Source organism: Microbacterium sp. EF45047 (assembly GCF_028472845.1).
Classification (GTDB): Bacteria; Actinomycetota; Actinomycetes; order Actinomycetales; family Microbacteriaceae; genus Microbacterium; species Microbacterium neungamense.
In genome coordinates, this window is the sequence record NZ_CP069429.1 from 149808 (window position 1) to 173328 (window position 23521).

Consider the following 23521-nt stretch of genomic DNA (forward strand, 5'->3'; position numbering starts at 1 on the left):
ACGGCGAGGGTCATTCCCCGGACGCCGGGCGGATGTCGTCCGGATGGCCCGCGGAAGCGTGCGGAACCCCGCGACGTCACTCCGGCCGGCGCTGCTCCATCAGGGCGAGCGGGCGGCCCTCCAGGTCGGTGAAGAAGGCCATCCACTCCTGGCATCCGTCCTCGTGGGTGTGGATGAGCTGCGGCTCGTGCGTGAAGACGACCCCGCGCTCGCCGAGGTCGGCCCGCGCCCGCTCGATGTCCGGCACCCGGAAGTACAGGATCGACTCCTCGTGCACCGGCCCGTCGCCCTGGGAGAGGAACAGTCGCGTGCCGTCGCACTCGAAGAAGCTCAGCGTGCCGAACGTGTAGAGGTGGCGCAGCCCGAGCACATCCCGGTACCACGCCTCGGCGGCCGCGATGTCGTCGACGGAGCGGGAGATCTGGCCGATCGGGCCGAGCGAGACGGCGTCCATGCGGCGACGGTACCACCGCGCTGATGCCGGCGTCAGCCCCGCAGGTCGGCGACGAGCTCCTCGACGCGGCGGCGGATCTCGTCGCGGATCGGCCGCACCGCCTCGATGCCCTGACCGGCGGGGTCGTCGAGTTTCCAGTCCTCGTAGCGCTTGCCGGGGAAGAACGGGCAGGCGTCGCCGCAGCCCATCGTGATCACGACGTCGGAGGCCTGCACGGCATCCGTCGTGAGCACCTTCGGCTGCTCGCCGGCGATGTCGATGCCCACCTCGGCCATCGCCGCGACGGCCACCGGGTTGATGTCGGATGCCGGCATCGAGCCGGCCGAGCGCACCTCGATGCGTCCGCCGCCGAGTTCGCGGAGGAACCCCGCGGCCATCTGCGAGCGCCCGGCGTTGTGCACGCAGACGAAGAGGACGGAGGGCTTGGCGTCGGTCATCGGGTCTCCTCGGGGATGTCCAGGGTGGCGAGCAGAGCGCGGACGCGCCCGGCGATGTCGTCGCGGATGGCGCGGGCGCCCTCGGCGGATGCCAGGGCGGGATCGCCCACGGCCCAGTCCTCGTAGCGCACCCCCGGGATCACCGGGCACACGTCGCCGCAGCCCATCGTGACGACGACGTCGACGGCGCGGACCGCGTCGTCGGTGAGCGGCTTGGGGAAGCGCTCGGCCGCGGCGTCCCCCTCGATCTCAGCGAGCAGCGTGCGCACGTGGGGATGCACGGCGTCCGCGGGCTGGGAACCGGCCGACCGCGCGATCACGCGGCTGCCGCTGATGCTGTTCACCAGCGCGGCGGCCAGCTGCGACCGGCCGGCGTTCGCGACGCACACGAACAGCACCTGTGGAGCCGATGCCGCGCGATCGGGGCCGAGACCCGCGCGGCGCAGATCGGCGAGGCGCTGGCGGGCGAAGCGCTCGGTCAGCGGGATCAGCGCCGAGGTCACTCTCGCGCTGCGCGCCAGCGAGGTGTACGACTCGCGGACGATCTGCAGCACGGCATCCGGGGCGAACGCGGGCGTCTCGGCGGCGAGCTGCTCCGCGAGGCGGGTCACGCGGCCGTCGAGGTCGGGCAGGCGAGCGGCGTGCGGCTCGCCGGCATCCGGCGTCCCCACGGCGGCCGGGGCGAACGCCTCGAGCAGCGCCGTGACGGCGGCGCGCCGCCGCGGCTCGATGCGGTACCACACCCAGGTGCCGCGGCGCTCGGAGCGCAGGATGCCGGCCTCCTTGAGCACCTTTAGGTGGTGGGACACGGTCGGCTGCGAGACATCGGCGAGGGCCGCCAGGTCGCACACGCAGCATTCGCCGCGGGGGTCGGCGGCGATGGCGGAGAGCATCCGCAGCCGCAGCGGCTCGGACAGCGCCTTGAGCGCGCTCGCGACCGAGGCTGCCGCTTCGGCGCCGATGGCGTGCGCGGCCGTCGGCGTGCACACCGGTTCATCGGCGAGTGCCGTGCTCGTCATGCGATCAGCTCCCGCATTGTCGCCGCCGCGCTCACGGGCGGTCCTGTTTTGATCCGCGTCTATATTGACAGGGATCGAGGCAGAGGACAACACCGGATGCTCCGCAGCGTGAGGAGCCGATCGGTCAGCCGGCCGCCTCCGTCAACAGCGCTGCGCGGAGGGTGCGCTCCATCCAGTCCCGGTGCGTCTTCGTGCTCCACCCGGCCTGCAGCACGAGAGCCTCCCAGGTCGCCGGCGACCCGATCGACCAGATGGTCGCCGCGGCCTCGGCGTCGGACAGCTCGGGACGCAGACCGCCGCGCTCGCGCAGCGTGACGGCGGCGCGGCCGTAGCGCTCCAGCCGCTGCTGCGCTCGCCGGGTCTGCAGGGTGGCGATCTCAGGGTCCACCGCGGCGGCCTGGGCGATCACCCGGTGGACGGCGTGGGTGCGCGCGTTCGCCTCGGCCAGCCAGTCCGCGAGGACGGCGATCACCGCCCGGGCGTCGCCGGCGCGGTCGATCCGGTCGGCGAGGAACTCCACCACGGGCCTGTCCTCGGTGCCCGCCGCGCTGCGATCGAGCACGGCGGAGAGCACGGCGGCCTTGCCGCCGACGGTGATGTAGACGGTCTGCACGGCTGCGCCGGCCTCCCGCGCGATCATGCCGATCGTGGTCGCGACGTAGCCGTGCTGCCGGAACAGCCGGTCGGCGGCGTCCACGATGGCCGCGCCGGTCGCCGCCTGCGCCGCGTGCCGGCGAGAAGGTCTTGCCGTGGCCTGCTCCATGTTCTTAGAACAGCGTTCTATCAAATGGAATCACGTTCTAAGGAGCGTGTCATGGACACCGACGTCCTCGTCATCGGCGCAGGTCAGTGCGGCCTCGCTCTCAGCCGCGAACTGCGCGACCGCGGCGTGGCGCACGAGGTGCTCACCGGCGACGACGCGCCGGGGGACGTCTGGCGCCGGCGCTGGGACTCGCTGCGCCTGTTCACGCCGGCGCGGTTCGACGCCCTGCCGGGGATGCCGTTCCCGGCGCCGCCCCGGCACCGGCCGACGGCGGCCGAGTTCGCCGGGTACCTCGACGACTACGCCGAGCGCGCCGCCGTCCCGCTGCACACCGGCACCCGGGTCGCCCGCGTGACCGCCGACCCGTCTGGAGGATTCGTCGTCGGCACCGCGGAGCGCTCGTGGCGCAGCCGGCGCGTCGTGATCGCCACGGGCGGGGACAGCCGTCCCCGCGTTCCGGCTGCGGCGGCCGAGCTCGACCCGGGGATCCGGCAGCGGCACACGTCGGAGTACCGCCGGCCGGACGATCTGCCGGGGCGGCGGGTGCTCGTCGTCGGGTGCGGCACCTCCGGCGTGCAGCTCGGCGTCGAGCTCGCCCGCGCCGGCAGGGATGTCACGGTCGCCGGGCGGCCGAGGCCCCGCATCCCGCGCCGCCTGCTCGCCGTCGCCGGCACGGCCTGGTTCGCCTTCCTGCACCGGGTGCTCACCCGGGCGACGCCGATCGGACGGAAGGCCGCGCTCCGGGCGCCCTACGCCGGCGCGCCCCTGATCGGGATCACCGCCCGGGACCTGGACGAGGCCGGCGCGGCGCGCGGACCGCGGATGACCGGTGTCTCCGGCGGGCTGCCGGTGCTCGAGGACGGGCGGGTCGTCGAGTGCGACGCCGTGCTCTGGGCGACCGGCTACCGGTCCGACCTGGGCTGGGTCGAAGGTCTCGCGGTGGACGATCGGGGCCTGCCCGCGCACATCCGGGGGCTGTCCACCGACGTGGACGGCCTCGCCTTCCTCGGCCTGCCGTTCCAGTTCGGTCTGACCTCGACCCTGATCGGCGGCGCGGGCAGGGATGCGGCGTTCGTCGCCGACGCGCTCGCGCGCACCGCCGCGCCGACGGTGAAGGCTGGGTAGGGATCCCCAGGTCGGCGTGCTATGGTGAAGCGTCCCTCCCACCGGAGGCCTACTTTTCAGCACAGCCCGCGATCGCTTCCCGCGACGTGTGCGGCATCAACACCCAGGATCCGATCTCTGCGCTTCTGTTCGGCACGGATCCACCGAAAGCACACTTCTTGACCTACGCAGTCGGCTGCGGGGAATGCGCCCCCGGCCTCGTTCATTGGCGTGACGCGGACATCGATGTCCGGGTCGCCACCCGATCCGGCGAGTACGCCGGTCATGTCGTCGTCGACCCCGACGGCGTCTTCGCCCACGGTCCGCGCGGTCAGCGGCTCGGCCGGTTCGACTCCCTCCCGGATGCCGAGGCCGCTGTCGCCGCCTTCGACCCCGAAGCGGATGCCGCCGCCGTGGCCTCCCGCTCCCAGACCCCTCATCGTGCCCGCCGGAAGTTCCGGCGCGGCGCCCCCGGTCGCGCAAGCGGCCCGATTAACAGAAAGAAGAAGCACATGGCCACTGGCACTGTGAAATGGTTCAACTCGGAGAAGGGCTTCGGCTTCATCGCTCCGGACGACGGTTCGGACGACCTGTTCGCCCACTTCTCGGCGATCGCCGGGTCGGGCTTCAAGGAGCTCCGCGAGAACCAGAAGGTCGAGTTCGACCCCGAGCGCGGCCCCAAGGGCATGCAGGCGGTGAACATCCGCGCTCTCTGAGCGCCCTGCGACTCGAACCGGCCGGATCCTTCGGGGTTCGGCCGGTTTGTCGTCTGCCGAGCCGCGGCCGCGCATGCAGGTCCTCCGCTTCACCGCAGCTGCGCGAAGCGCTCGACCTTCGCGATCGGGCCGACCACGAGCACAGTGTCCCCGGCACCGAGGACGGTCTCGGGGGAGGCGTTGGTCCACGAGCCCTCCTCCGAGCGGTGCGCGGCGACCGTGACACCGTGGGACGCCCGCACCGCGGCGTCGGCGAGGGTCACGCCGTGCAGAGACCGCGGTGCCGTCGTCTTCACGATGGCGAACCCCTTGTCGATCTCCAGGTAGTCCGCGGCGGCCCCGCGCACGAGGTGGGCGACTCTGCGGCCCATATCCTTCTCCGGGTAGATGACGCGGTGCACGCCCAGCTGCTCGAGCACGGCGCCGTGCCGCTCGTCCACGGCCTTCGCCCAGATCACCGGTACCTGCAGCTGCAGCAGCAGCGAGGCGGTGAGGATGGAGGCGGTGATGTCGCTGCCGATCGCGACGACGACGCGATCGAAATCGCCGATCGCGAGCTGCTGCAGCACCTCGAGCTTCGTGGAGTCGGCGCGGACCACCTGGGTGAGTTCACCGTTCAGCGCCTGCACGATGTCCTCGTCGCCGTCGATGCCGAGCACCTCGGTCCCGGAAGCCATCAGCTCCAGGGCGAGGGACGTGCCGAAGCGGCCCAGCCCGATGACGGCGACGGAGTCGGCCTCGGCGATGCGGCGGGCGTCATGGCCGAACGACAGGAAGGTGGACACGGGCGGATCCTTTCGTGATGGGCATCCGTGATCAGCCGATCGCGGGACGCTCCTTGGGGAGTTCGTAGGCGATGCGCCGCTCGCGCAGGGCGAGGGCGGAGCCGAGGGTGAGCGGGCCGAGCCGGCCGAGGAACATGAGCGCGACGAGGATGAGCTTCGCCGCCGCCGGCAGGTCGGCGGTGATGCCGGTGGACAGGCCGACGGTCGCGAACGCCGACACCGCCTCGAAGAGCACCTTGTCGAGGTCGAGCTCCGTCATCGCGAGGATCGCGATCACGCCAGCCATCACGGCGGCGATCGCGACCAGAACCACCGTGATCGCCTCGCGGTGCACCGCGCGGGACAGCCGCTTGCCGAACACGTTCACCGCCGCGCCGCCGCGCAGCTCGGTCCACATGATGAAGAACAGCACCGCGAACGTGGTGACCTTGATGCCGCCGGCGGTGCCGGCGGGCCCGGCGCCGATGAACATCAGCACGTCGGTGATGAGCCAGGTCTCGTCGTGCAGCTGCGCGATGTCCACCGAGTTGAACCCGGCGGTGCGGGCCTGCACCGAGTACACGAAGCCGGCCAGCAGCCGCGACGCCGGGTCCAGGGCGCCGAAGGTGCCGGGGTTGTCCCACTCGGTGACCGTGACGCTCAGCATCCCGACCGCCAGCAGCGCGGCGGTGCCCACGAGCACGATCCTGGTGTTCATGGTCCAGTGCAGCGGGCGGCGCAGTTCGCGGCGCAGCTGGCGCAGCACCGGGAAGCCGAGACCGCCCAGGATGGTGGCCGCGCACAGCGGGAGGGTGATCCACGGGTCGGTGACGAAGCCCATCAGGCTGTCGCTGTACAGGGCGAACCCGGCGTTGTTGAACGAGGACACCGCGTGGAAGACGGCGTGCCAGGCGGCTCGGGCAGGGTCGTACCCGTGGCCGGTCGTGAACCGCAGGAACAGCAGGACCGCGACGACCCCCTCGATCACGAGGGTGGTGGCCAGGATGCCCGCCGCGAGCCGGCGCACGTTCCCGGCATCCGGCGACTTCGTCTCGGTGCTGGTGATCAGGCGCGAGCGCACCGACAGCCGTCGCGCCAGGGCGATGCCGACGAGCGCCGCGAACAGCATGATCCCCAGCCCGCCCAGCTGGATGAGCAGCATGATGACGATCTTGCCGAACGGGCTCCAGTACACGGCGGTGTCGACGACGATGAGGCCGGTCACACAGACCGCCGATGTGGAGGTGAACAGCGCCTCGACAGGACCGGTCCAGCGAGCCCCGGCGGACGAGATCGGCAGCATCAGGACCAGCGCCCCCAGCACGATGGTCGTGCCGAATCCGGTCGCGATGGCCTGGGCGGGGGCGAGCGGGTGGTGGCGGCCGGTGCGCGGCGCCATCACACCGGCGCTCACGACAGCACCAGCCGGTAGCCCATGCCGGCCTCGGTGCGCAGGTGCACGGGGGCGCCCGGTTCGCGCTCGAGCTTCTTGCGCAGCTGGGACATGTACAGCCGCAGGTACCCGGAGTCCGACACCTGATCGGTGCCCCAGATCTCGCGGAGCAGCTCCTGCCGGGTGACCAGCGCGCCCGGATGCCGGCACAGGTGCTCCAGCATCCGCCATTCCGTGGGCGTGAGGTGCACGGGATCTCCGTCGCGGGTGACCAGGCGCGCCGCGAGGTCGACCACGACGTCTCCGAACCGCACCACCGCCGCCCCGGCGGCGGGATCCGGGGCGGTGCGCCGGGCCAGCGCGCGCAGCCGGGCGAGCAGCTCGTCCACCTGGAACGGCTTGGTGACGTAGTCGTCGGCGCCGGCGTCCAGCGCGTCCACCTTGTCGGCGGAACCGGTGCGGCCGGAGACGACGATGATCGGCGCGCGCGTCCAGCCGCGCAGTGCGTGGATCACCTCGACGCCGTCCAGACGCGGCATGCCCAGGTCGAGCAGGATGATGTCCGGATGCGTCTGCGCGGCCATCGTCACGGCCTCCGCCCCGTCGGCCGCCGCGACCACCTCATAGCCGTGCGCGGCCAGGGTGATGCGCAGCGCCCGCACCAGCTGCGGGTCGTCGTCGGCGATCAGCAGCTTCACGAGGCGTCCTCCCCGGTCGTGTCCGGACGAGCGGATGCCGGGGCCAGCGGCAGCGAGATCGCCATGGTGAGCCCGCCGCCCGGGGTGCTCTCGGGGGCGAGCGTGCCGCCCATCCCCTCGGTGAACCCCTTCGAGAGGGCGAGACCCAGGCCGAGGCCGGTGGTGTTGTCGGTGTCGCCGAACCGCTGGAACGGGGCGAACATGCTGCGCTGCCGCTCCGGAGGCACCCCGGCGCCGTGGTCGATCACGCGGATCTCGCCGAAGCCTCCCCTCCGGGCGGTCGCCACGACGACCGTGGTGCCCGCCGGGGCGTGCCGGTGCGCGTTCGCGAGCACGTTCACCAGCACGCGCTGCAGCAGCACGGGGTCCGCGAGGAGCGGCGGCAGCGAGGGGTCGAGGTCCAGCTCGACGTCCTCGGGGGTCAGGCCCAGCTCGTCCAGCGCCGCGAGGACCGTGTCCTCGGCATCCGTCGCGGTGAGGGACACCGCGAGCACGCCGGCCTGCACCCGGCTGACGTCGAGCAGGTCGGTGATCAGGGCCGACAGCGTGGACAGGCTCTCGTCCGCGGTGGCGATCAGCTCGTCGCGGTCGGCGGGTGAGAGGTCGTGGGCGGCGCGCAGTCCGCCGACGGCGGCCATCGCCGAGGCCAGCGGCCGGCGCAGGTCGTGGCTGAGAGCCGAGAGCAGCGCGCTGCGCACCTGGTCGGTCTCGGCCAGCGCCTCCGCCTCCTTCGCGGTCGCGCTCAGGTCGGTGTGCTCGAGGGCGGCCGCCAGCTGCGCCACGATCACGTCCAGCAGCCGGCGGGCGGGCGGCTCGAGGGGCCCGCCGTGCAGCTCCAGCGTCGCCCGCGGGTGGCCGGCGTCGTCGCGGCCGACCGGCACCGGCGTGAACCGGCCGTCGCGCACCGGCTCGCCGTCGAGGGCGATGACTTCGCCGTCGGGTGCGAGCAGCCGCACCCCGCTGAGGCCGAACGCCTCCCGGGCCCGGGAGATCAGCGCCTGCACAGCGTTCTCGCCGCGCAGCACCGTGCCGGCGACCGACACGAGCAGCTCCGCCTCCGCGGTCGCGCGGATCGCGGCCCGGCCGCGCCGCGCCGCGGCGCTGACGATGAGGCTGACGAGCACCGCGTTGATCACGTACAGGCCGAGCGCGACCGCGTGCAGCGGATGCTCCACCGTGATCGAGAACTGCGGCGCGACGAACAGCAGGTCGAGCGTCAGACCGGAGAGCACGGCCGCGAACACGGCGGGGAACAGCCCGCCGATGAGGGCGACCACCACCACGAGCAGCTGGTACCAGAGCACCTCCGCGGTGATCGACTCGGGACTGCGCAGCGTGAAGAGGACCCAGGTGAGCAGCGGTCCGCCGATCAGCGCGACCGCGAACCCGGCGACCTGCCGTCGCCAGCCGAGGGCGCCGCCGGCGATCCGCGGCAGCACCGTGCCCATGCGACCGTCGCTCATCGCCTGGGCCGCCGGCTTCCTGACACCGGTCATGTCCCCTCCCGCTCGCATCCTAGACTCCCCGTCCCGCGCCGGCCTCGACGGCGGCGTCCGGGGGACCCGCCGGTCGCTGCGCCCGCCGGCCGGTGGCGACGACCGGCCGCCCCGCCCGCTCCTGCCCGGGCACCGGTCGCGACCGCCGGCCGTAGATCAGTTCGGACGAGTCCAGCAGCCACGGCACCAGCGTGATCGAGACGCCGTGCACCAGCATCAGCTGGCCGGCGATCCGCCGGGCGCGCCGGTTGTGCAGCAGCGCCTCCCACCAGTGCCCGACGATGTACTGCGGCAGGTACACGGTCACGACGCTCGACCCGTGCTTCTCGCGGTACTTCTCGATGAACTCCGCCACCGGCTGCGCGTAGGAGCGGTACGGCGAGTCCAGGATGACCAGCGGCACCGGCATCCGTCTCTCCGCCCATTCGCGCTGCAGCTGCTCGCCGTCCTCCGGGGTGAGCGCGACGTGGATCGCGAGGGTGGTGTCGTGCTCGGCCGCGATGGCATAGTCGATCGCCTTCAGCACCGGCTTCTGCAGCCGGTTGACGAGGATGAGGGCGAGGTCGCCGCTCGAGCCGAAGTGCACGGCGTCGTCGACACGGATCTCGTGCTCGACGTCGCGGTAGTAGCGCTTCACGCCCACCATCAGCAGCGCCAGGAACGGGATCGCGAAGAAGACCAGGTAGGCGCCGTGGGTGAACTTCGTGATCGTCACGATCACCAGGACGAGCACCGTGAACACGGCGCCGATCGCGTTGATCGCGAGGCCCGTGAGCGCGGCGCGGCGCTCGGATGCCCGAAGCGACGGCCCGCGGGGCGCGGTGGCGCGGAGCATCCGTCGCCAATGCCGCACCATGCCGATCTGGCCGAGCGAGAACGAGACGAACACGCCGATGATGTAGAGCTGGATCAGCGTGGTCAGCCGCGCCTGGAACACGATCAGCACCGCGATGGCGGCGATGCCGAGCAGGATCATGCCGTTCGAGAACACCAGGCGGTCGCCGCGGGTGTTCAGCGCCTTCGGTGCATAGCCGTCGCGGGCCAGCACCGCCCCCAGCAGCGGGAAGCCGTTGAAGGCCGTGTTGGCGGCGAGCAGCAGCACGCACGCGGTCGCCGCCTGGATGATGAAGAACGGGATGCTGCTGCCGCCGAACGTCGCGGCGGCGACCTGGGCCATCAGGCTGGGCTGCGGGGTGGTGCAGTCGAAGCCGACGAGCGCGCACGGGTTCTCCGCGTAGTGGACGCCGGAGATCAGGGCCAGCGCGGTGAGGCCCGAGAACAGGGCGATCGCGATGCCGCCCATCATGGTGAGGGTGAGCTGCGCGTTGCGGACCTTCGGGGCGCGGAACGCCGGGACGCCGTTCGACACCGCCTCCACACCGGTGAGCGCGGAGCATCCGCTCGAGAACGCGCGCAGCACCAGCAGGATCACCGCCGCCTGGCTGAGGTCCTCGGCGTGCATGCCGAAGGCGGCGCTGGAGGCGACCGGAGGGTCGCCGAGCAGGGTGCGGGCGATGCCGGTGACGATCATCACGCCCACCGAGCCGATGAACACGTAGGTCGGGATGGCGAACACCAGCGACGCCTCGCGCACGCCGCGGAGGTTGATCACGACGATCAGCAGCACGAAGCCGACGGCGAGCTCGACGCGGACCGGGTCGAGCTGCGGCACGGCGGAGATGATGTTGTCCACGCCGGAGGCGACCGACACGGCCACGGTGAGCACGTAGTCGACGAGCAGGGCCGCGGCGACGGTGACACCGGGGATCTCGCCGAGGTTCTTCGAGGCCACCTCGTAGTCGCCGCCGCCGGACGGGTACGCCTTGATCAGCTGCCGGTAGCTGAGCACCACGACCGTCAGCAGCAGCACGACCGCCGCGGCGACCCACGGTGCGAAGCTGAGGAACGCGAGGCCGCCGAGCGCGAGGATCATCACCAGCTCCTGCGGCGCGTACGCGACCGAGCTGAGCGCGTCGGAGGCGAAGATCGGCAGGGCCATGCGCTTGCGCAGCAGCTGCTCGTCGACCTGCTCGGTGGTGAGCGGTTCGCCGATGATCAGCCGTTTGGCCAGCTGCGGGGCTTCCGAGAGATCCTTCGCATCCACGGCGAGAGACGCTACGCGCGGTGCGGGCGCGCACGGACGTTCCTCACGCAATCCCTACGGCTGCGCGGGATCTCCTGACGGAATCCTCACGGACGTCCGGGGGGAGGCGGATGCCGGGGGGCGTGAGCGCGCTCAGCGCCGCGCGGCGCCGCGCCCCGCCATCGGCACCGGGCCGGTCACCGAGAGCTCGTCCTCCCAGCACTGGATGCCGGTGACCTCGGGCATCCGGGCCCGGGTGAACACCGGGTCCAGGCCCGCGCGGCGCTGCTCGGTGTAGTCGCGCAGCAGCTTGAACGCCACCCCGGACAGCAGCGCGATCGCGACGAGGTTGATGATCGCCATCACGCCCATGATGCCGTCGGCGGTGTTCCAGATCAGGTCGGCCGAGGCGATCGAACCCAGGAACACGACGACCACGACGAGCGCCCGGTACGCGGTGAGCACGGCCGGCTTGGCGTTGATGAACTCGATGTTCGACTCGCCGTAGTAGTAGTTGCCGATGATCGAGCTGAACGCCAGCAGGAAGATGATCACGCTGAGGGCAACGTTCGACCAGGTGCCCAGCGACCCGACCAGGGCGTTCTGGGTGAGCACGATGCCCCGCTCCGCACCGGCCAGGTCGGGTGTCGCCACGAGCACGATGAACGCGGTGATGGAGCAGACCAGGAAGGTGTCGAAGTACACGCCGAGGGTCTGCACCAGCCCCTGCTTGACCGGGTGGGTGACGGCGGCCGTCGCGCCGGCGTTCGGCGCCGAGCCGAGGCCGGCCTCGTTGGAGAACATGCCGCGCTTCGCGCCGACCATGATGATGGTGCCGAGCGTGGCGCCGACGACCTCGTTGAAGCCGAACGCCTGAGTGTAGATGGAGACGAACACCTCGGGCAGCCGCTCGACGTTCAGGCCGACGACGATGAGGCCGAGGATCAGGTAGAGCAGCGCCATCAGCGGCACCACCGCCTGCGACACCGACGCGATCCGGCGCAGGCCGCCGAAGATGACGAGCGCGGTAAGCACCGCCAGCCCCGCCCCGACCGCCCACGGGATCCAGCCGACCTCGCCGCCGAAGCTGCCGGAGACGGTGGCGCTGATCGTATTGGCCTGCAGGGAGTTGAACGAGAACGGGAAGCACAGGATGAGCACGACCGCGAACAGGATGCCCATCCATCGCGCCTTCAGGCCGTGCTGCATGTAATAGGCCGGGCCGCCGCGGAAGCCGTCCCGGTCGCGCACCTTGAACGCCTGGCCGAGGGTCGACTCGATGAAACTCGAGGCGCCGCCGATGAACGCCATCGTTCACATCCAGAACACCGCGCCCGGGCCGCCGATCGCGATCGCGGTGCTGACGCCGGCGATGTTGCCGACGCCGACGCGGGATGCCGCCGAGATCGTGAACGCCTGGAAGGCCGACACCGACTGCGGGCGGCCGTCGGCATCCGTCGGCGTGCGGTCGGTGAGTGTGCGGAACATCTCCGGGATCAGCCGGAACTGCACGACTCCTGAGCGCAGCGTGAAGTACACCCCGAGCACGGCGAGGATCGGGAAGACGATCCAGGTCCACAGCTTGTCGCCGGCGTCGAGCACGAACTGGTTGATCAGGTCCATCGCCCCAGTATGACGGACCGGTTCAGACGCGCGCGGTCGACCCTCGCACGATCAGCTCGAACGGCAGCTCGGCGGCCGCTGCCGCGGCATCCGTCGTCCCCTCGAGCTGCGCGAGCACCGCGTTCGCGGCCCGCTCGCCCTGCCCCATCGGGAACTGGTCGACGGTGGAGAGCTGGAAGAACTCGCCGAGCTCGTGCCCGTCGATGCCGATCACCGACAGGTCCTGCGGCACCCGGAAGCCGAGGTCGCGGGCGGCGAGGATCGCGCCGATCGCCATCTCGTCGGATGCCGCGAAGATCGCGGTCGGCCGCGGACCCGGCCGGCCGAGCAGCTGCTTGGTGGCCCGGAAGCCGCCGTCCACGGTGAAGTCCGCCGGCTCGAGGAAGGCCGGGTTCGGGGTGATCCCGGCATCCGCCAGCGCCCGCTCGAAGCCGAGCCGGCGCTGGGTCGGGATGTGGAAGTCGAGGTCGAACTCCGGATTCGCGCCGATGTGGGCGATGTCGCGATGGCCGAGGCCGAGCAGGTGCCGGGTGGCCAGCTCGGCGACCGCGGTGTCGTCCACGGTGAGCGTGTTCAGGCGCGGGTTCGGGCCGCCGATCGCGATCACGGGCAGCCCGAGATCGAGCAGCTGCTCCGTCTCGCCCTCATCCAGCTCGATCGACACGGCGATGACGGCATCCACCCGCTGACGGCGCAGGAAGGTGCTGAACACCTCCCGACGCACATCGGCGTCGGCGGTGATGTTGTACAGCGTGATGTCGTAGCCCGCCCGCATCAGGGCGGTGGACGCCCCGGACAGCACGGTGCTGAAGAACCAGCGGTCGAGGAACGGCACGATCAGGCCGATGTTACGGGTGCGGCCGGATGCCAGGCTGGACGCCCGCGACGACACGACGTATCCGAGCGTCTCGGCCGCCACGCGCACCCGCTCGCGGGACGCCTCCGACACGTGGCCGCGGCCGCTCAGCGCGCGCGACACCGTCGCCGTGGACACGCCGGCGAGCTTGGCGACCTCGTCGATGCTCACCATGTCGTGTCCTCTCCCTTCCGAGACTGGTCGTTCCGCATGAGGCAGGGCGTCCTCGACCCTGTCTCACGCAGAACGGCGAGTCTCATCGCATCCTCAGGCCTTCCGGTACCACGCCGCCGTGTCGGGCGGCAGCGCCGTGCCGGCGAACGGCCGGCTCTGCACCACGAACTCCACATCGCCGAGCTCGATCGGCTCCTCGCCGAGGTTGGCGATCACGTGGAGGTCGCCGCGCCGGAAGGCGACGGCCTGCTCCCCGGCATCCTCCCACACCAGCGACCCCGACCCGAGCGCGTGCTCGCGACGCAGCTGGATGAGGCGCTTGTACAGGTTCAGCGTGGACGCGTCGTCCTTCTCCTCGACGTCGCGCGCGAAGCGCGCCCACTCCGCCGGCTGCGGCAGCCAGGACTTCCCGGTGTCGTTGAAGCCGAAGGCGGGGGCATCCGCCTGCCACGGGATCGGCACCCGGCATCCGTCACGGCCGTATCGCTTGCCGCCGGTGCGGAACCAGGTCGGGTCCTGCCGGAACTCGTCCGGGATCTCGATCGCCTCGGGCAGACCCAGCTCCTCGCCCTGATAGAGGTAGGCGGAGCCGGGCAGGGCCAGCATCAGCGTCGTGGCGGCGCGTCCGCGCGCGAGGCCCACGACCGGGTCGGGCTTGCCCGGCGACTTCGGGCCGATGCCCTCGCCCTGCGGGTTCTCCGCGGTGAGCGCGAGGCGCGACGCGTGTCGGACGACGTCGTGATTGGAGAGCACCCACGTGCTCGGGGCGCCGACGCCGCCGAAGGCCTCCAGCGACTCGCGGATGACGTCGCGCAGCGACTCGGCGTCCCACGGCGTCATCAGGTACGGGAAGTTGAAGGTCTGGTGCATCTCGTCCGGCCGCACCCACAGCGCGGTCTGCGCGAGCGTCGGCAGCCAGGCCTCGCCGCACAGAGCGCGGTCGCCGTCGTACTCGGCGAGCAGCTCGTGCCAGTCGCGACAGATGTCGTGCACGCCGTCCTGGCCCCAGTACGGGACGCTCTCCTCGCCGCCGCCCATCGAGTCGGCATCCGCCACGGGGGCGTAGTCCGGCAGCCCCGCCTCTTTGACCATGCCGTGGGCGACGTCGACGCGGAAGCCGTCGACGCCGCGGTCGAGCCAGAACCGCAGGATGCTGCGGAACTCCTCCTTGACCTCTTCGTTGGTCCAGTCGAAGTCGGGCTGGGTGGCGTCGAAGATGTGCAGGTACCACTGGCCGGGGGTGCCGTCGGCCTCGGTGACGCGCTCCCACATGCCGCCGCCGAACACGCTCTCCCAGTTGTTCGGGGGCAGCTCGCCGTTCTCCCCCCGGCCGTCGCGGAACACGTAGCGGGCGCGCTCCTTGCTGCCCGGGCCCGCCTTCAGCGCCGCCTGGAACCACGGATGCTGGTCGGAGGAGTGGTTGGGCACGAGGTCGACGATGACACGGATGCCGCGGGCGTGCGCCTGCGCGAGCATCTCGTCGAAATCGGCGAGCGTGCCGAACAGCGGGTCGACGTCGCGGTAGTCGGCCACGTCGTATCCGGCGTCCTTCTGCGGGCTCACCATGAACGGGCTCAGCCAGATCGCGTCGACGCCGAGGTCCTTCAGCGCGTCCAGCCGGGCGGTGATGCCGGGCAGGTCGCCGATGCCGTCGCCCGAGGCGTCGGCGAAGGAGCGGGGGTAGATCTGGTAGATGACGGCGGTGCGCCACCACTCCGAGCCGGGGGCTGCGGACTGTTCGAGCTGTTCGAGCTGTGCCATGGGGAACAGGCTACTGCAAACGCTTACAGTCCGACCGCTCTCCGGGTACGAATCGCCTGATTCGCTGTGTTCGGGCCGGATTTCCGCCCGTTGAGCGATTCGACCGGATCAGGAGGCCGGGAGCACGATGTTCACCGGCGGCTCGCCGGCGAGCATCCGCTCGATCTGGCGGCGCACGAGGCGGGCGATGCGCGGGTTCATCGCCGTGGAGGCGCCGCCGACGTGCGGGCCCCGCGGTCGTGGACGAGGTGATCCGGCGCAGCGAGTGCGTCGGTCGACGCCGGGGGCGGATGCCCGGGCGGGAGGCGTCAGGCGGCGAGGCGGGCGACGGCGTTGATCGCGCTCTGGAAGAAGCCGAGGCCGTCCACGCCGCTGCGCATCGCGGCCGGCGTGTCCGGGCCGAAGCCGGGCTCGGTGGCGTGCTCCGGATGCGGCATCAGGCCGACGACGTTCCCGGCCTCGTTCGTGAGTCCCGCGATGTCGCGCAGCGAGCCGTTCGGGTTCACGCCGGCGTAACGGAACGCCACCAGGCCCTCGCCCTCCAGGCGGTCCAGGGTCTCCTCGTCGGCGATGTACCCGCCCTCGCCGTTCTTCAGCGGGATGATGATCTCCTGCCCGCGGGAGAACACGTTCGTCCAGGCGGTGTCGTTGTTCTCCACGGTCAGCCGCTGGTCGCGGCGGACGAAGTGCTGGTGGTCGTTGCGGATCAGGCCGCCGGGCAGCAGGTGCGCCTCGACGAGCATCTGGAAGCCGTTGCAGATGCCCAGAACCGGCATCCCGGACGCCGCGGCATCCTTCACCTCGGCCATGATCGGCGACAGCGCGGCGATCGCGCCCGAGCGCAGGTAGTCGCCGTAGCTGAAGCCGCCGGGCAGGACGAGCGCGTCCACGCCCTCGAGATCGTGCGAGCCGTGCCAGAGGGCGACCGGCTCCGCGCCGGCGATACGCACCGCACGGCGAGCGTCGACGTCGTCGAGCGAGCCGGGGAAGGTGATGACCCCGATCCGGACGGTCATTCCACGACCTCGATGCCGACGACGTCCTCGATCACGGAGTTGGAGAGCACCTCGTCGGCGATCCGGCGCGCCTCGGCGAGCACGTCCTCGGTGACCTCGCCGTCCACGGTGAGCTCGAAGCGCTTGCCGATGCGCACATCGCTGAAAGCGTCGACGCCCAGCCGGGCGAACGCGCCGCTGACCGCCTTCCCCTGCGGGTCGAGCAGTTCGGACTTGGGCATGACGTCGACGACGATGGTGGGCATTCGAGGCTCCGGAAGTCGCGGGAGGGGGCGGTATCAGTGTATCGCCCGGCCGGATGCGGCCGGATCGACGTCCGGGCGGAGGGGTGGGTGGGCCCCCTCCGGAGTCCCTCCGCCCGGACGGCCAGGTCGTCCCCCGATGACCCGGCCGCCGCATCGCCGAGGCCCGTGGCGACGCGGCGAGATCCCCAGGCATTCAGGCTAGAGTCGGAGGGCGAGACGCGCATCCTGGAGATTAGCGGAGCGTTGCACTCTCCAAGGGGGGAGATCCGGTGAAGCTGAGCGAGCTCTCCCGCGCCACCGGTGTCGGCATCACGACGCTGAAGCACTGGCTCCGCGAGGGCATCCTCCCCGGGGGTCGTCTGCGCAACCAGACCACCGCCGAGTACGAGCAGCGCCACGTGGACCGCGTGCTGCTGATCCGCACCATGCGCGAGGACTACAACGCCTCGATCGCGGCCATCCGCACACTGACGTCACTCATCGACGACGCGGCGTCCACCACGCTGGACGTGATGAGGGCGTGTCAGGCGTTCGTGATCGGAGCGCCGGAGGATGTGGCGACGAACCCCGCGTACGAGCCCTACCGGCAGCGGACCCACGAGCTGATGCGGATCCGCGACTGGCACGCCTATCCCAGCGCGGCCGAGCAGGGCCTGGCCTACGCGCTCGCCCAGGCCGCGGCCGTCGGGCTGGACTACAGCGTGGAGCAGCTGATGGAGTACGCGGATGCCCTCGAGCCGCTCGCCCACCGGCACATTGCCGCGCTCGGTCCCGACGGCTCAGCAGATGTCGTCGCCCGGCGGATGCTGATCGCGGTGCGCGCCCGCGCCCAGCAGCTGTTGGCCATCAGCCATCTGGCTCACGCTGCGATGTCGGTGCGGGCGGCGATCGAGCGCGGGGATGCCCCGCCCTCGACCGCTGCGCCGCCGCCGCGCTGACGGCGGGCACGATCCAGGCGGCGGCGCGAGGCGGGCGACAGCACGATCGCGATCCAGGCCATCGCGGCGACGATGATGCTGGCGACGATCGCCCAGAACAGGGCGGGCTCGTCGACGGCGAGGGCGGGGATGGCCCGCCCCGGGATCGTCGCCGCGAAGACGCCGGCGGTCACCGTCCCCGCCCAGGAGCCGATCATGTTGGCGCGGTGCGCGATCACGTTGCCGCGGCGGATCGCGAGGATGCCGAGCGTCGTCGTGATGAAGGTGAAGATCGCTAACGCGTGGAAGACCGAGAACCCGGCCGAGTAGATGAACATCCCCGAGACGCACACCAGGTAGAGCATGAGCGCGAAGGTGCGTCCGAGCAGACGGTGCGCGGCGTCCTTGCGGCGGCGAAGGATGTTCACGGGCCCGACGAGGATGACGAACGACGCGGCCACGGCGTGGACGACGATGAGGGCGGTGTGCAGGTCCATGCTCGATAAGATACGGGCGCTATCCAACCTGTGCATCCTGGATAGCGGCGAGCAGATCCGCTATCCGATGCCCCACGCGAAGGAGCGGCCGTGAGATTGAGCGACCTGTCCCGCGTCACGGGAGCGAGCATCGCGAGCCTGAAGTTCTGGATGCGGGAGGGCATCCTCCCGCCCGGCGAGCTGCGCAACCAGACGACGGCGGTATACGGCCGGAAGCATCTGCACAGGGTCGCGCTCATCCAGACGCTGCGGGCCGAGTTCGACGCTTCGATCGACCGCATCCGTGCCCTTACCGCGCTCATCGACGACCCGGCGGTCAGTCCGCTCGAGGTGATGGAGAACTGCCAGCTGCTCGCGACCGGGCTCGCGGTCGGTGACGCGGACCCGACATTCGCGGAGCAGATCCGCACGGTCGCCGAACGGGTCGGCTGGGGCGGGGCCGACAGCGCCGCAGCCCGCGCCCTCGCGGTGGCGCTGGAGGGGTCGGCGCGGGTCGGCTACGCGTACACCGATGAGGATCTCGTGCGGTACGCGCGGATGCTGGAGCCGATCGCCGTCGACGACATCGACTCGATCCACCCCGAGGGCACACTCGACGAGGTCGCCCGCAACCTGCTCGTCGCCGCGGCCGCGCAGAACCGGGTCCTCGTGGCGATGAATCAGATGGCGCACACCGCGGTCGCGATCCGGGCGACCGACGGCGACGGGTGAAGGGTCCGTCGGCGTCGGCCGGCTCAGGCCGAGTGGAACACCGTGTGCAGCTCGCCCACCGCGTCTCGGCCGCCGAGGCCGTCGATCTCGAACAGCACCGCCACCCCGGCGGCCGTGTGCCCGAGCCGCTCGAGGAGGTGCCGTCCCGCGGCGAGCGTGCCGCCGGTGGCGAGCACGTCGTCGATCAGCAGCACCCGCGACCCGGCGGGCAGGTCGTCGTGCATCTCGATCGTCGCGGTGCCGTACTCCAGGGCGTAGTCGACGGATGCCGCAGGACGCGGCAGCTTGCCGGCCTTGCGGATCGGCACCAGGCCCACGCCGGCCGCCATCGCGGCGGCCCCGGCGAGGAGGAACCCGCGCGCCTCGATCCCGGCCACGACATCGAACCCGCCGGCGAACGGCGCGATCAGGGCGTCGATTGTGGCGCGCAGCGCCGCGGCATCCGCCAGCAGCGGCGTGATGTCGCGGAACAGGATGCCCGGCTCGGGGTGATCGGGGATCGAGCGGATCAGGGTCTCCGCACGGGCGAGTTCGGGATGCACCCGGCAAGGCTACCCGAGGGCGCCGGCGCGCCGCAGACCGAGGAAGACGACCGGTGCGCACCGGGGGTCCGGATGAGAACATGGCCCCCATGACTCGATCCTTCCCCGAGGACTTCCTGTTCGGTGCGGCCACGGCCGCCTACCAGATCGAGGGCGCGGCGTTCGAAGACGGCCGCACCGCATCCATCTGGGATGCGTTCGCCCGCGTGCCCGGCGCCGTCGTGAACGGCGACAGCGGCGACGTCGCCTGCGACCACTACCACCGCTACCGCGAGGACATCGCGCTGATGTCCGAGCTGGGCCTGCAGGTGTACCGGTTCTCGACCTCGTGGTCGCGGGTGCGACCCGACGGGGGCCCGGTGAACCCGAAGGGTGTCGACTTCTACCAGCGCCTCGTCGACGGCCTGCTCGAGGCCGGTATCGTGCCGTGGCTCACGCTGTACCACTGGGACATGCCGCAGGCGCTCGAGGAGCGCGGCGGCTGGACCAGCCGCGACACGGTCGACCGGTTCACGGAGTACGCCCTTTCCGTGCACGACGCGCTCGGCGACCGCGTGCAGCACTGGACCACGCTGAACGAACCGTGGTGCTCGTCGTTCCTGTCCTACACCGCGGGCGTGCACGCGCCGGGCCGCGTCGACGTCGCCGACGGCCTGCTCGCCGCCCACCACCTGCTGCTCGCACACGGCCGCACGGTCGAGGCGCTGCGCGAGCGGGCGCCCGAACTCGACCTCGGGATCACGCTGAACCTCACCGTCGCCGATCCCGCCGACCCGCAGGACCCCGCCGACCTGGACGCCGCCCGCCGCATCGACGGGCAGTTCAACCGCTGGTTCCTCGACCCGATCTTCCGCGGCGCCTACCCCGACGACGTCGTGCGCGATCTGCGCAAGGTCGACTCCGAGGCCATGCTGCGCTGGCAGGACTCCGTGCAGCCCGGGGATCTCGAGGCGATCTCCACCCCGCTCGACGCGCTGGGCATCAACTACTACCACGGGGAGCTGCTCTCCGGGCATCCGCAGGGCGACGCCGAGGGCAACCCGCACGAGGCCGAGGGGCAGCAGCGCGAGACCGCGTCGCCGTTCCCGTCGCACGAGGGCATCCACTGGGTGGAGCGGGGTCTGCCGCGCACCGGCATGGGCTGGGAGGTGCAGCCGGAGGGCCTGACCCGGCTGCTGCGCCGCGTCGCCGACGAGTACGCCGGTGCGGTGCCGCTGTACGTCACCGAGAACGGCGCCGCCTACGACGACGTGGTGGAGGACGGGCGGGTTCCGGATGCCGAGCGCACGGCCTTCCTGCGTGACCACCTCGCCGCCACGCTGGACGCGATCGAGCAGGGCGTGGACGTGCGCGGATACTTCGCCTGGTCGCTGCTGGACAACTACGAATGGGCGTGGGGCTACCAGAAGCGGTTCGGCATCGTGCGGGTCGACTACGACACGCAGGAGCGGATCGTGAAGGACTCCGGCCGCGAATACCAGCGCATCATCGCCGCCCGCGCCCTCCCCAGTCGTTGAGCCCCTCCCGGTCGTTGAGCGAGGACGCGCGAAGCGCGACCGAGACGAAACGCTCCATCCGAGTCGGTGCGTTTCGTCTCGCTCCGCCTGCGGCGGTGCTCGCTCAACGACCGGAGGGAACCGCTGAGCGAGGACGGCGGAGCCGACCGAGACGAAACGCTCTATCGTGCCAGTGCGTTTCGTCTCGCTCCGCCTGCGGCGGTGCTCGCTCAACGACCGGAGGGTGCCCGGGTCAGTGCTTGCCCATCCGGGCGAACGCGCCGAGGACGGTCCGCTCGGAGGCGATCAGGTAGCGTTCGAGCTCCTCGGCGGCGGCCTCCGGACCCTGTTCGAGCAGCGCCGTGAGCACAGCGCGGTTCCTCCGGACGAACGGCTCGTGCAGCGCCCGCGGCTCGTCGATCTCCAGGAACGCCAGCCGCAGCTCGGCGGCGACGTTGCGGTACGCGCGGGCCAGCCGAGGGCTGTCCGCGAGCGCGACGATCGCGTCGTGGAAGGCCATGTTCGCGCTGCCCACCCGCCGCCACTCCTCGCTGGGCAGGTGCGCCTCGGCATCCGCCAGGGCGTCGCGCATGAGCTGCACGGCCGGATGCTCCGGCTCCGCCTGCCGCAGCGCCGTGCACTCGATCACGCGCCGGGCGCGGTAGATGTCCACCACGTCGGCGATCGTCGGCGACGCGACCGACACCCCGCGATGCGGGACGTGCTCGACGAGGCCCTGCTCCGCCAGCACCCGGAACGCCTCGCGCAGCGTGTTCCGGGACACCTCGAACTGCTCCGCCAGGGCCGACTCCGACAGCCGCGACCCCGGCGCGAAGTCGCCGTCGATGATCCGCTGCCGCAGCACATCGGCCAGCACGGCCTGGTGGATCACTCCGAGCCCCGGGCGTGGAACGCGAGCAGCCGCACGGCCGCGGCGACCGTGTCGTCGAGCACCTGAGCCGGATCGCCGTCGAGAGCGAGATGACGGTGCCCGGCATCCGTCCTCGTCGCCCAGCCGAGGTACACGGTGCCCGGCGGATGCCCGCCCTCGGGGCCCGGCCCGCCGACGCCGGTGGTCGAGACGCAGAGGTCGGCGTCGAAGAGCGCGCGCGCGCCGGACGCCAGCTGCTCGGCGCACTCCGCGGAGAACGGGTCCGTCCCCGGCGCGAGCCCGAGGACGCGCTCCTTGACCTCGGTGAAATAGGCCACGATCCCGCCGGCGAACCAGTCGGATGCCCCTTCGCCCGCGCCGACGGCGCTGGCGAGCTTGCCCGAGCTCAGCGACTCCGCCACCGCCACCCGCAGACCGCGGGCGCGCGCGAGATCGCTCAGCTGTGCCACGTCGTCCATGCCCGCGACGATACCGGCTCGCCGCAGGCAGCCGAAAGATTGTTGAACAATTCGACCGAAGATGTTCTACACTCGGTGCATCCGACACCCACCAACGACGATGGGACACCTCATGTCCGAGCAGACCCCCGCTGCCGTCACCGCCGAAGACCAGGCTCGGCTGGCCGCCGCGAAGAAGCGCGCCGGCCGCAGCGCCGTGATCGGCGCGATCTTCCTCATGGCGACCTCCGCCATCGGCCCCGGCTTCATCACCCAGACCGCCACCTTCACCGCCACCCTCGGCGCCGCCTTCGCGTTCGCGATCCTCGTCTCGGTGATCATCGACATCGCCGTGCAGCTGAACATCTGGCGGATGATCACCTCCTCGGGCAAGCGCGCCGGCGAGCTCGCCAACAGCGCCATCCCGTTCTCCGGCCACGTCATCGCCGTGCTCGTCATCATCGGCGGGCTGGCGTTCAACATCGGCAACATCGCCGGCGGCGGGCTCGGCCTGAACGCGCTGCTCGGCATCGACACCAAGCTCGGCGGGCTGCTCACCGCCGCCCTGGCGATCGTCATCTTCCTGGTCAAGAAGGCCGGGCCGGTGATGGACGTCGTGCTCATCATCCTCGGCATCGGCATGATCGGGATGACCCTGCTGGTGGCGTTCATCGCGCAGCCGCCGGTCGGCGAGGCGATCCGGCAGACGTTCGTGCCGGACGAGCTGAACTTCGCCACCATCACGACGATCGTCGGCGGCACGGTCGGCGGGTACATCACCTACTCGGGCGCGCACCGGTACCTCGCCTCCGGCCACGTCGGACCGGAGCACGCCGGACCGGTCATGCGCGCCGCCGCGAACGGCATCGTCGTCACCGGCGTCATGCGCTACGTGCTGTTCCTGGCGATCCTCGGCGTGGTCGCCTCCGGCGTCACGCTCGACCTCTCCGGACAGGCCGCGAACCCGGCCGGGCAGGCGTTCGGCGCCGTGCTCGGCGAGACCGGCATCCGCATCTTCGGCGCCATCTTCTGGGCTGCCGCGATCAGCTCGGTCATCGGCGCGGCGTACACCTCGGCGACCTTCCTCTCCACGTTCCACAAGCGGTTCCTCGGCGGCTGGTCGCTGCAGTGGGCGACGGTGATCTTCATCGTCGTCTCGCTCATCGTGTACGTCTCGGTCGGCACCGCGCCGGCGGCGATCCTCGTGTTCGTCGGCGGATTCAACGGACTCATCCTTCCCTTCGGGCTCACCGTGTTCATGTACATCGGCTGGTTCCGCCGCGACCTGCTCGGGGCGCGGAAGTACCCGCTGTGGCTGCTGATCGCGGGCACCCTGATCACCGCCCTGACCTGGTACATGGGCTTCGCCTCGTTCACGCAGATCTTCGCCTTCCTCGGCGTCGGCGCGTGACAGCATCACGAACGGA

22 protein-coding genes and 3 pseudogenes are annotated in these 23521 nt (G+C 71.4%); 6 read left to right on the plus strand and 19 right to left on the minus strand.

The window, feature by feature from the left end; all coding sequences use genetic code 11:
- Positions 1-76 precede the first annotated feature (76 nt).
- The 4 genes from JRG78_RS00755 to JRG78_RS00770 all read right to left on the minus strand — a co-directional run bounded on the left by JRG78_RS00755 (position 77) and on the right by JRG78_RS00770 (position 2673).
- A complete protein-coding gene (locus tag JRG78_RS00755) occupies positions 77-454 on the minus strand; it encodes a VOC family protein (protein ID WP_259607124.1) in 378 nt (125 codons plus the stop codon).
- A gap of 32 nt (positions 455-486) precedes the next feature.
- A complete protein-coding gene (locus tag JRG78_RS00760) occupies positions 487-891 on the minus strand; it encodes an arsenate reductase ArsC (RefSeq protein WP_259607125.1) in 405 nt (134 codons plus the stop codon).
- Complete coding sequence (locus JRG78_RS00765; RefSeq protein WP_259607126.1) at positions 888-1910, minus strand: metalloregulator ArsR/SmtB family transcription factor; 1023 nt, start codon at positions 1908-1910, stop codon at positions 888-890. Before JRG78_RS00765 ends, JRG78_RS00760 begins: the two co-directional genes overlap by 4 nt.
- A gap of 124 nt (positions 1911-2034) precedes the next feature.
- Positions 2035-2673 carry a TetR/AcrR family transcriptional regulator gene (locus JRG78_RS00770; RefSeq protein ID WP_259607127.1) on the minus strand — a complete coding sequence of 213 codons (639 nt, stop codon included), beginning with the start codon at positions 2671-2673 and terminating at the stop codon, positions 2035-2037.
- 51 nt (positions 2674-2724) lie between these two features.
- Between JRG78_RS00770 and JRG78_RS00775 the strand changes: the two genes are divergently transcribed.
- Together JRG78_RS00775 and JRG78_RS00780 are read left to right on the plus strand one after the other, a co-directional pair.
- The gene (locus tag JRG78_RS00775) at positions 2725-3798 is read left to right on the plus strand and encodes a flavin-containing monooxygenase (protein WP_259607128.1); all 1074 of its coding nucleotides are present in this window, start codon (positions 2725-2727) and stop codon (positions 3796-3798) included.
- Positions 3799-4289: 491 nt separating this feature from the next.
- Positions 4290-4493, plus strand: a complete 204-nt coding sequence (locus tag JRG78_RS00780; protein ID WP_259608224.1) for a cold-shock protein — start codon at positions 4290-4292, stop codon at positions 4491-4493.
- A gap of 89 nt (positions 4494-4582) precedes the next feature.
- On the opposite strand, the gene JRG78_RS00785 is transcribed toward JRG78_RS00780, so the two are convergent.
- The 11 genes and pseudogenes from JRG78_RS00785 to purS all read right to left on the minus strand — a co-directional run bounded on the left by JRG78_RS00785 (position 4583) and on the right by purS (position 16602).
- On the minus strand, positions 4583-5278 hold the full coding sequence (locus JRG78_RS00785) for a potassium channel family protein (RefSeq protein WP_259607129.1): 696 nt from the start codon (positions 5276-5278) through the stop codon (positions 4583-4585).
- A gap of 31 nt (positions 5279-5309) precedes the next feature.
- Positions 5310-6656 (minus strand): TrkH family potassium uptake protein, encoded by a 1347-nt coding sequence (locus JRG78_RS00790; RefSeq protein WP_259608225.1) that lies wholly within the window; start codon positions 6654-6656, stop codon positions 5310-5312.
- Positions 6657-6667: 11 nt separating this feature from the next.
- Positions 6668-7348, minus strand: coding sequence for a response regulator (locus JRG78_RS00795; protein WP_259607130.1), 681 nt, complete (start codon positions 7346-7348; stop codon positions 6668-6670).
- Positions 7345-8784, minus strand: a pseudogene (locus JRG78_RS00800) (sensor histidine kinase); the annotation flags it as partial. The pseudogene JRG78_RS00800 and the gene JRG78_RS00795, both read right to left, overlap by 4 nt.
- A 79-nt stretch (positions 8785-8863) precedes the next feature.
- On the minus strand, positions 8864-10843 hold the full coding sequence (locus JRG78_RS00805) for an APC family permease (RefSeq protein ID WP_259608226.1): 1980 nt from the start codon (positions 10841-10843) through the stop codon (positions 8864-8866).
- Between the two features lie 237 nt (positions 10844-11080).
- Positions 11081-12550, minus strand: a pseudogene (locus JRG78_RS00810) (alanine/glycine:cation symporter family protein).
- Between the two features lie 22 nt (positions 12551-12572).
- Positions 12573-13580 (minus strand): LacI family DNA-binding transcriptional regulator, encoded by a 1008-nt coding sequence (locus tag JRG78_RS00815; protein ID WP_272653497.1) that lies wholly within the window; start codon positions 13578-13580, stop codon positions 12573-12575.
- Between the two features lie 93 nt (positions 13581-13673).
- A complete protein-coding gene (locus tag JRG78_RS00820) occupies positions 13674-15341 on the minus strand; it encodes a glycoside hydrolase family 13 protein (RefSeq protein WP_259607132.1) in 1668 nt (555 codons plus the stop codon).
- 108 nt (positions 15342-15449) lie between these two features.
- Positions 15450-15569: pseudogene (locus JRG78_RS00825) on the minus strand (hydroxyacid dehydrogenase); the annotation flags it as partial.
- An 80-nt stretch (positions 15570-15649) separates the two neighbouring features.
- Positions 15650-16357, minus strand: coding sequence for a phosphoribosylformylglycinamidine synthase subunit PurQ (purQ, locus tag JRG78_RS00830; protein ID WP_259607133.1), 708 nt, complete (start codon positions 16355-16357; stop codon positions 15650-15652).
- Positions 16354-16602, minus strand: a complete 249-nt coding sequence (gene purS / locus JRG78_RS00835) for a phosphoribosylformylglycinamidine synthase subunit PurS (RefSeq protein ID WP_272653498.1) — start codon at positions 16600-16602, stop codon at positions 16354-16356. Before purS ends, purQ begins: the two co-directional genes overlap by 4 nt.
- A gap of 269 nt (positions 16603-16871) precedes the next feature.
- On the opposite strand from purS, the gene JRG78_RS00840 reads away from it, so the two are divergent.
- Positions 16872-17540: a MerR family transcriptional regulator gene (locus tag JRG78_RS00840; RefSeq protein ID WP_259607136.1), complete on the plus strand. Its 669-nt coding sequence runs from the start codon at positions 16872-16874 to the stop codon at positions 17538-17540.
- Here the strand turns inward: JRG78_RS00840 and JRG78_RS00845 are convergent.
- On the minus strand, positions 17462-18016 hold the full coding sequence (locus JRG78_RS00845; protein WP_259607137.1) for a DUF2306 domain-containing protein: 555 nt from the start codon (positions 18014-18016) through the stop codon (positions 17462-17464). The genes JRG78_RS00840 and JRG78_RS00845 overlap by 79 nt on opposite strands.
- A gap of 90 nt (positions 18017-18106) precedes the next feature.
- Between JRG78_RS00845 and JRG78_RS00850 the strand changes: the two genes are divergently transcribed.
- Positions 18107-18727 carry a MerR family transcriptional regulator gene (locus tag JRG78_RS00850; protein ID WP_259607138.1) on the plus strand — a complete coding sequence of 207 codons (621 nt, stop codon included), beginning with the start codon at positions 18107-18109 and terminating at the stop codon, positions 18725-18727.
- Positions 18728-18750: 23 nt separating this feature from the next.
- Here the strand turns inward: JRG78_RS00850 and JRG78_RS00855 are convergent, their stop codons facing one another.
- The gene (locus JRG78_RS00855; RefSeq protein WP_259607139.1) at positions 18751-19269 is read right to left on the minus strand and encodes an adenine phosphoribosyltransferase; all 519 of its coding nucleotides are present in this window, start codon (positions 19267-19269) and stop codon (positions 18751-18753) included.
- Between the two features lie 80 nt (positions 19270-19349).
- Here JRG78_RS00855 and JRG78_RS00860 point away from each other — a divergent pair, with 80 nt between their 5' ends.
- Positions 19350-20786 (plus strand): glycoside hydrolase family 1 protein, encoded by a 1437-nt coding sequence (locus JRG78_RS00860; protein ID WP_442927273.1) that lies wholly within the window; start codon positions 19350-19352, stop codon positions 20784-20786.
- Positions 20787-21018: 232 nt separating this feature from the next.
- On the opposite strand, the gene JRG78_RS00865 is transcribed toward JRG78_RS00860, so the two are convergent.
- Both JRG78_RS00865 and JRG78_RS00870 read right to left on the minus strand, forming a co-directional pair.
- Complete coding sequence (locus tag JRG78_RS00865; RefSeq protein ID WP_259607141.1) at positions 21019-21657, minus strand: GntR family transcriptional regulator; 639 nt, start codon at positions 21655-21657, stop codon at positions 21019-21021.
- Positions 21654-22115, minus strand: coding sequence for a CinA family protein (locus JRG78_RS00870; RefSeq protein WP_272653500.1), 462 nt, complete (start codon positions 22113-22115; stop codon positions 21654-21656). The genes JRG78_RS00865 and JRG78_RS00870 overlap by 4 nt, the downstream gene beginning before the upstream one ends.
- 112 nt (positions 22116-22227) lie before the next feature.
- Between JRG78_RS00870 and JRG78_RS00875 the strand changes: the two genes are divergently transcribed.
- Positions 22228-23505, plus strand: coding sequence for an NRAMP family divalent metal transporter (locus tag JRG78_RS00875; RefSeq protein ID WP_272653501.1), 1278 nt, complete (start codon positions 22228-22230; stop codon positions 23503-23505).
- The last annotated feature ends 16 nt before the right edge of the window (positions 23506-23521 follow it).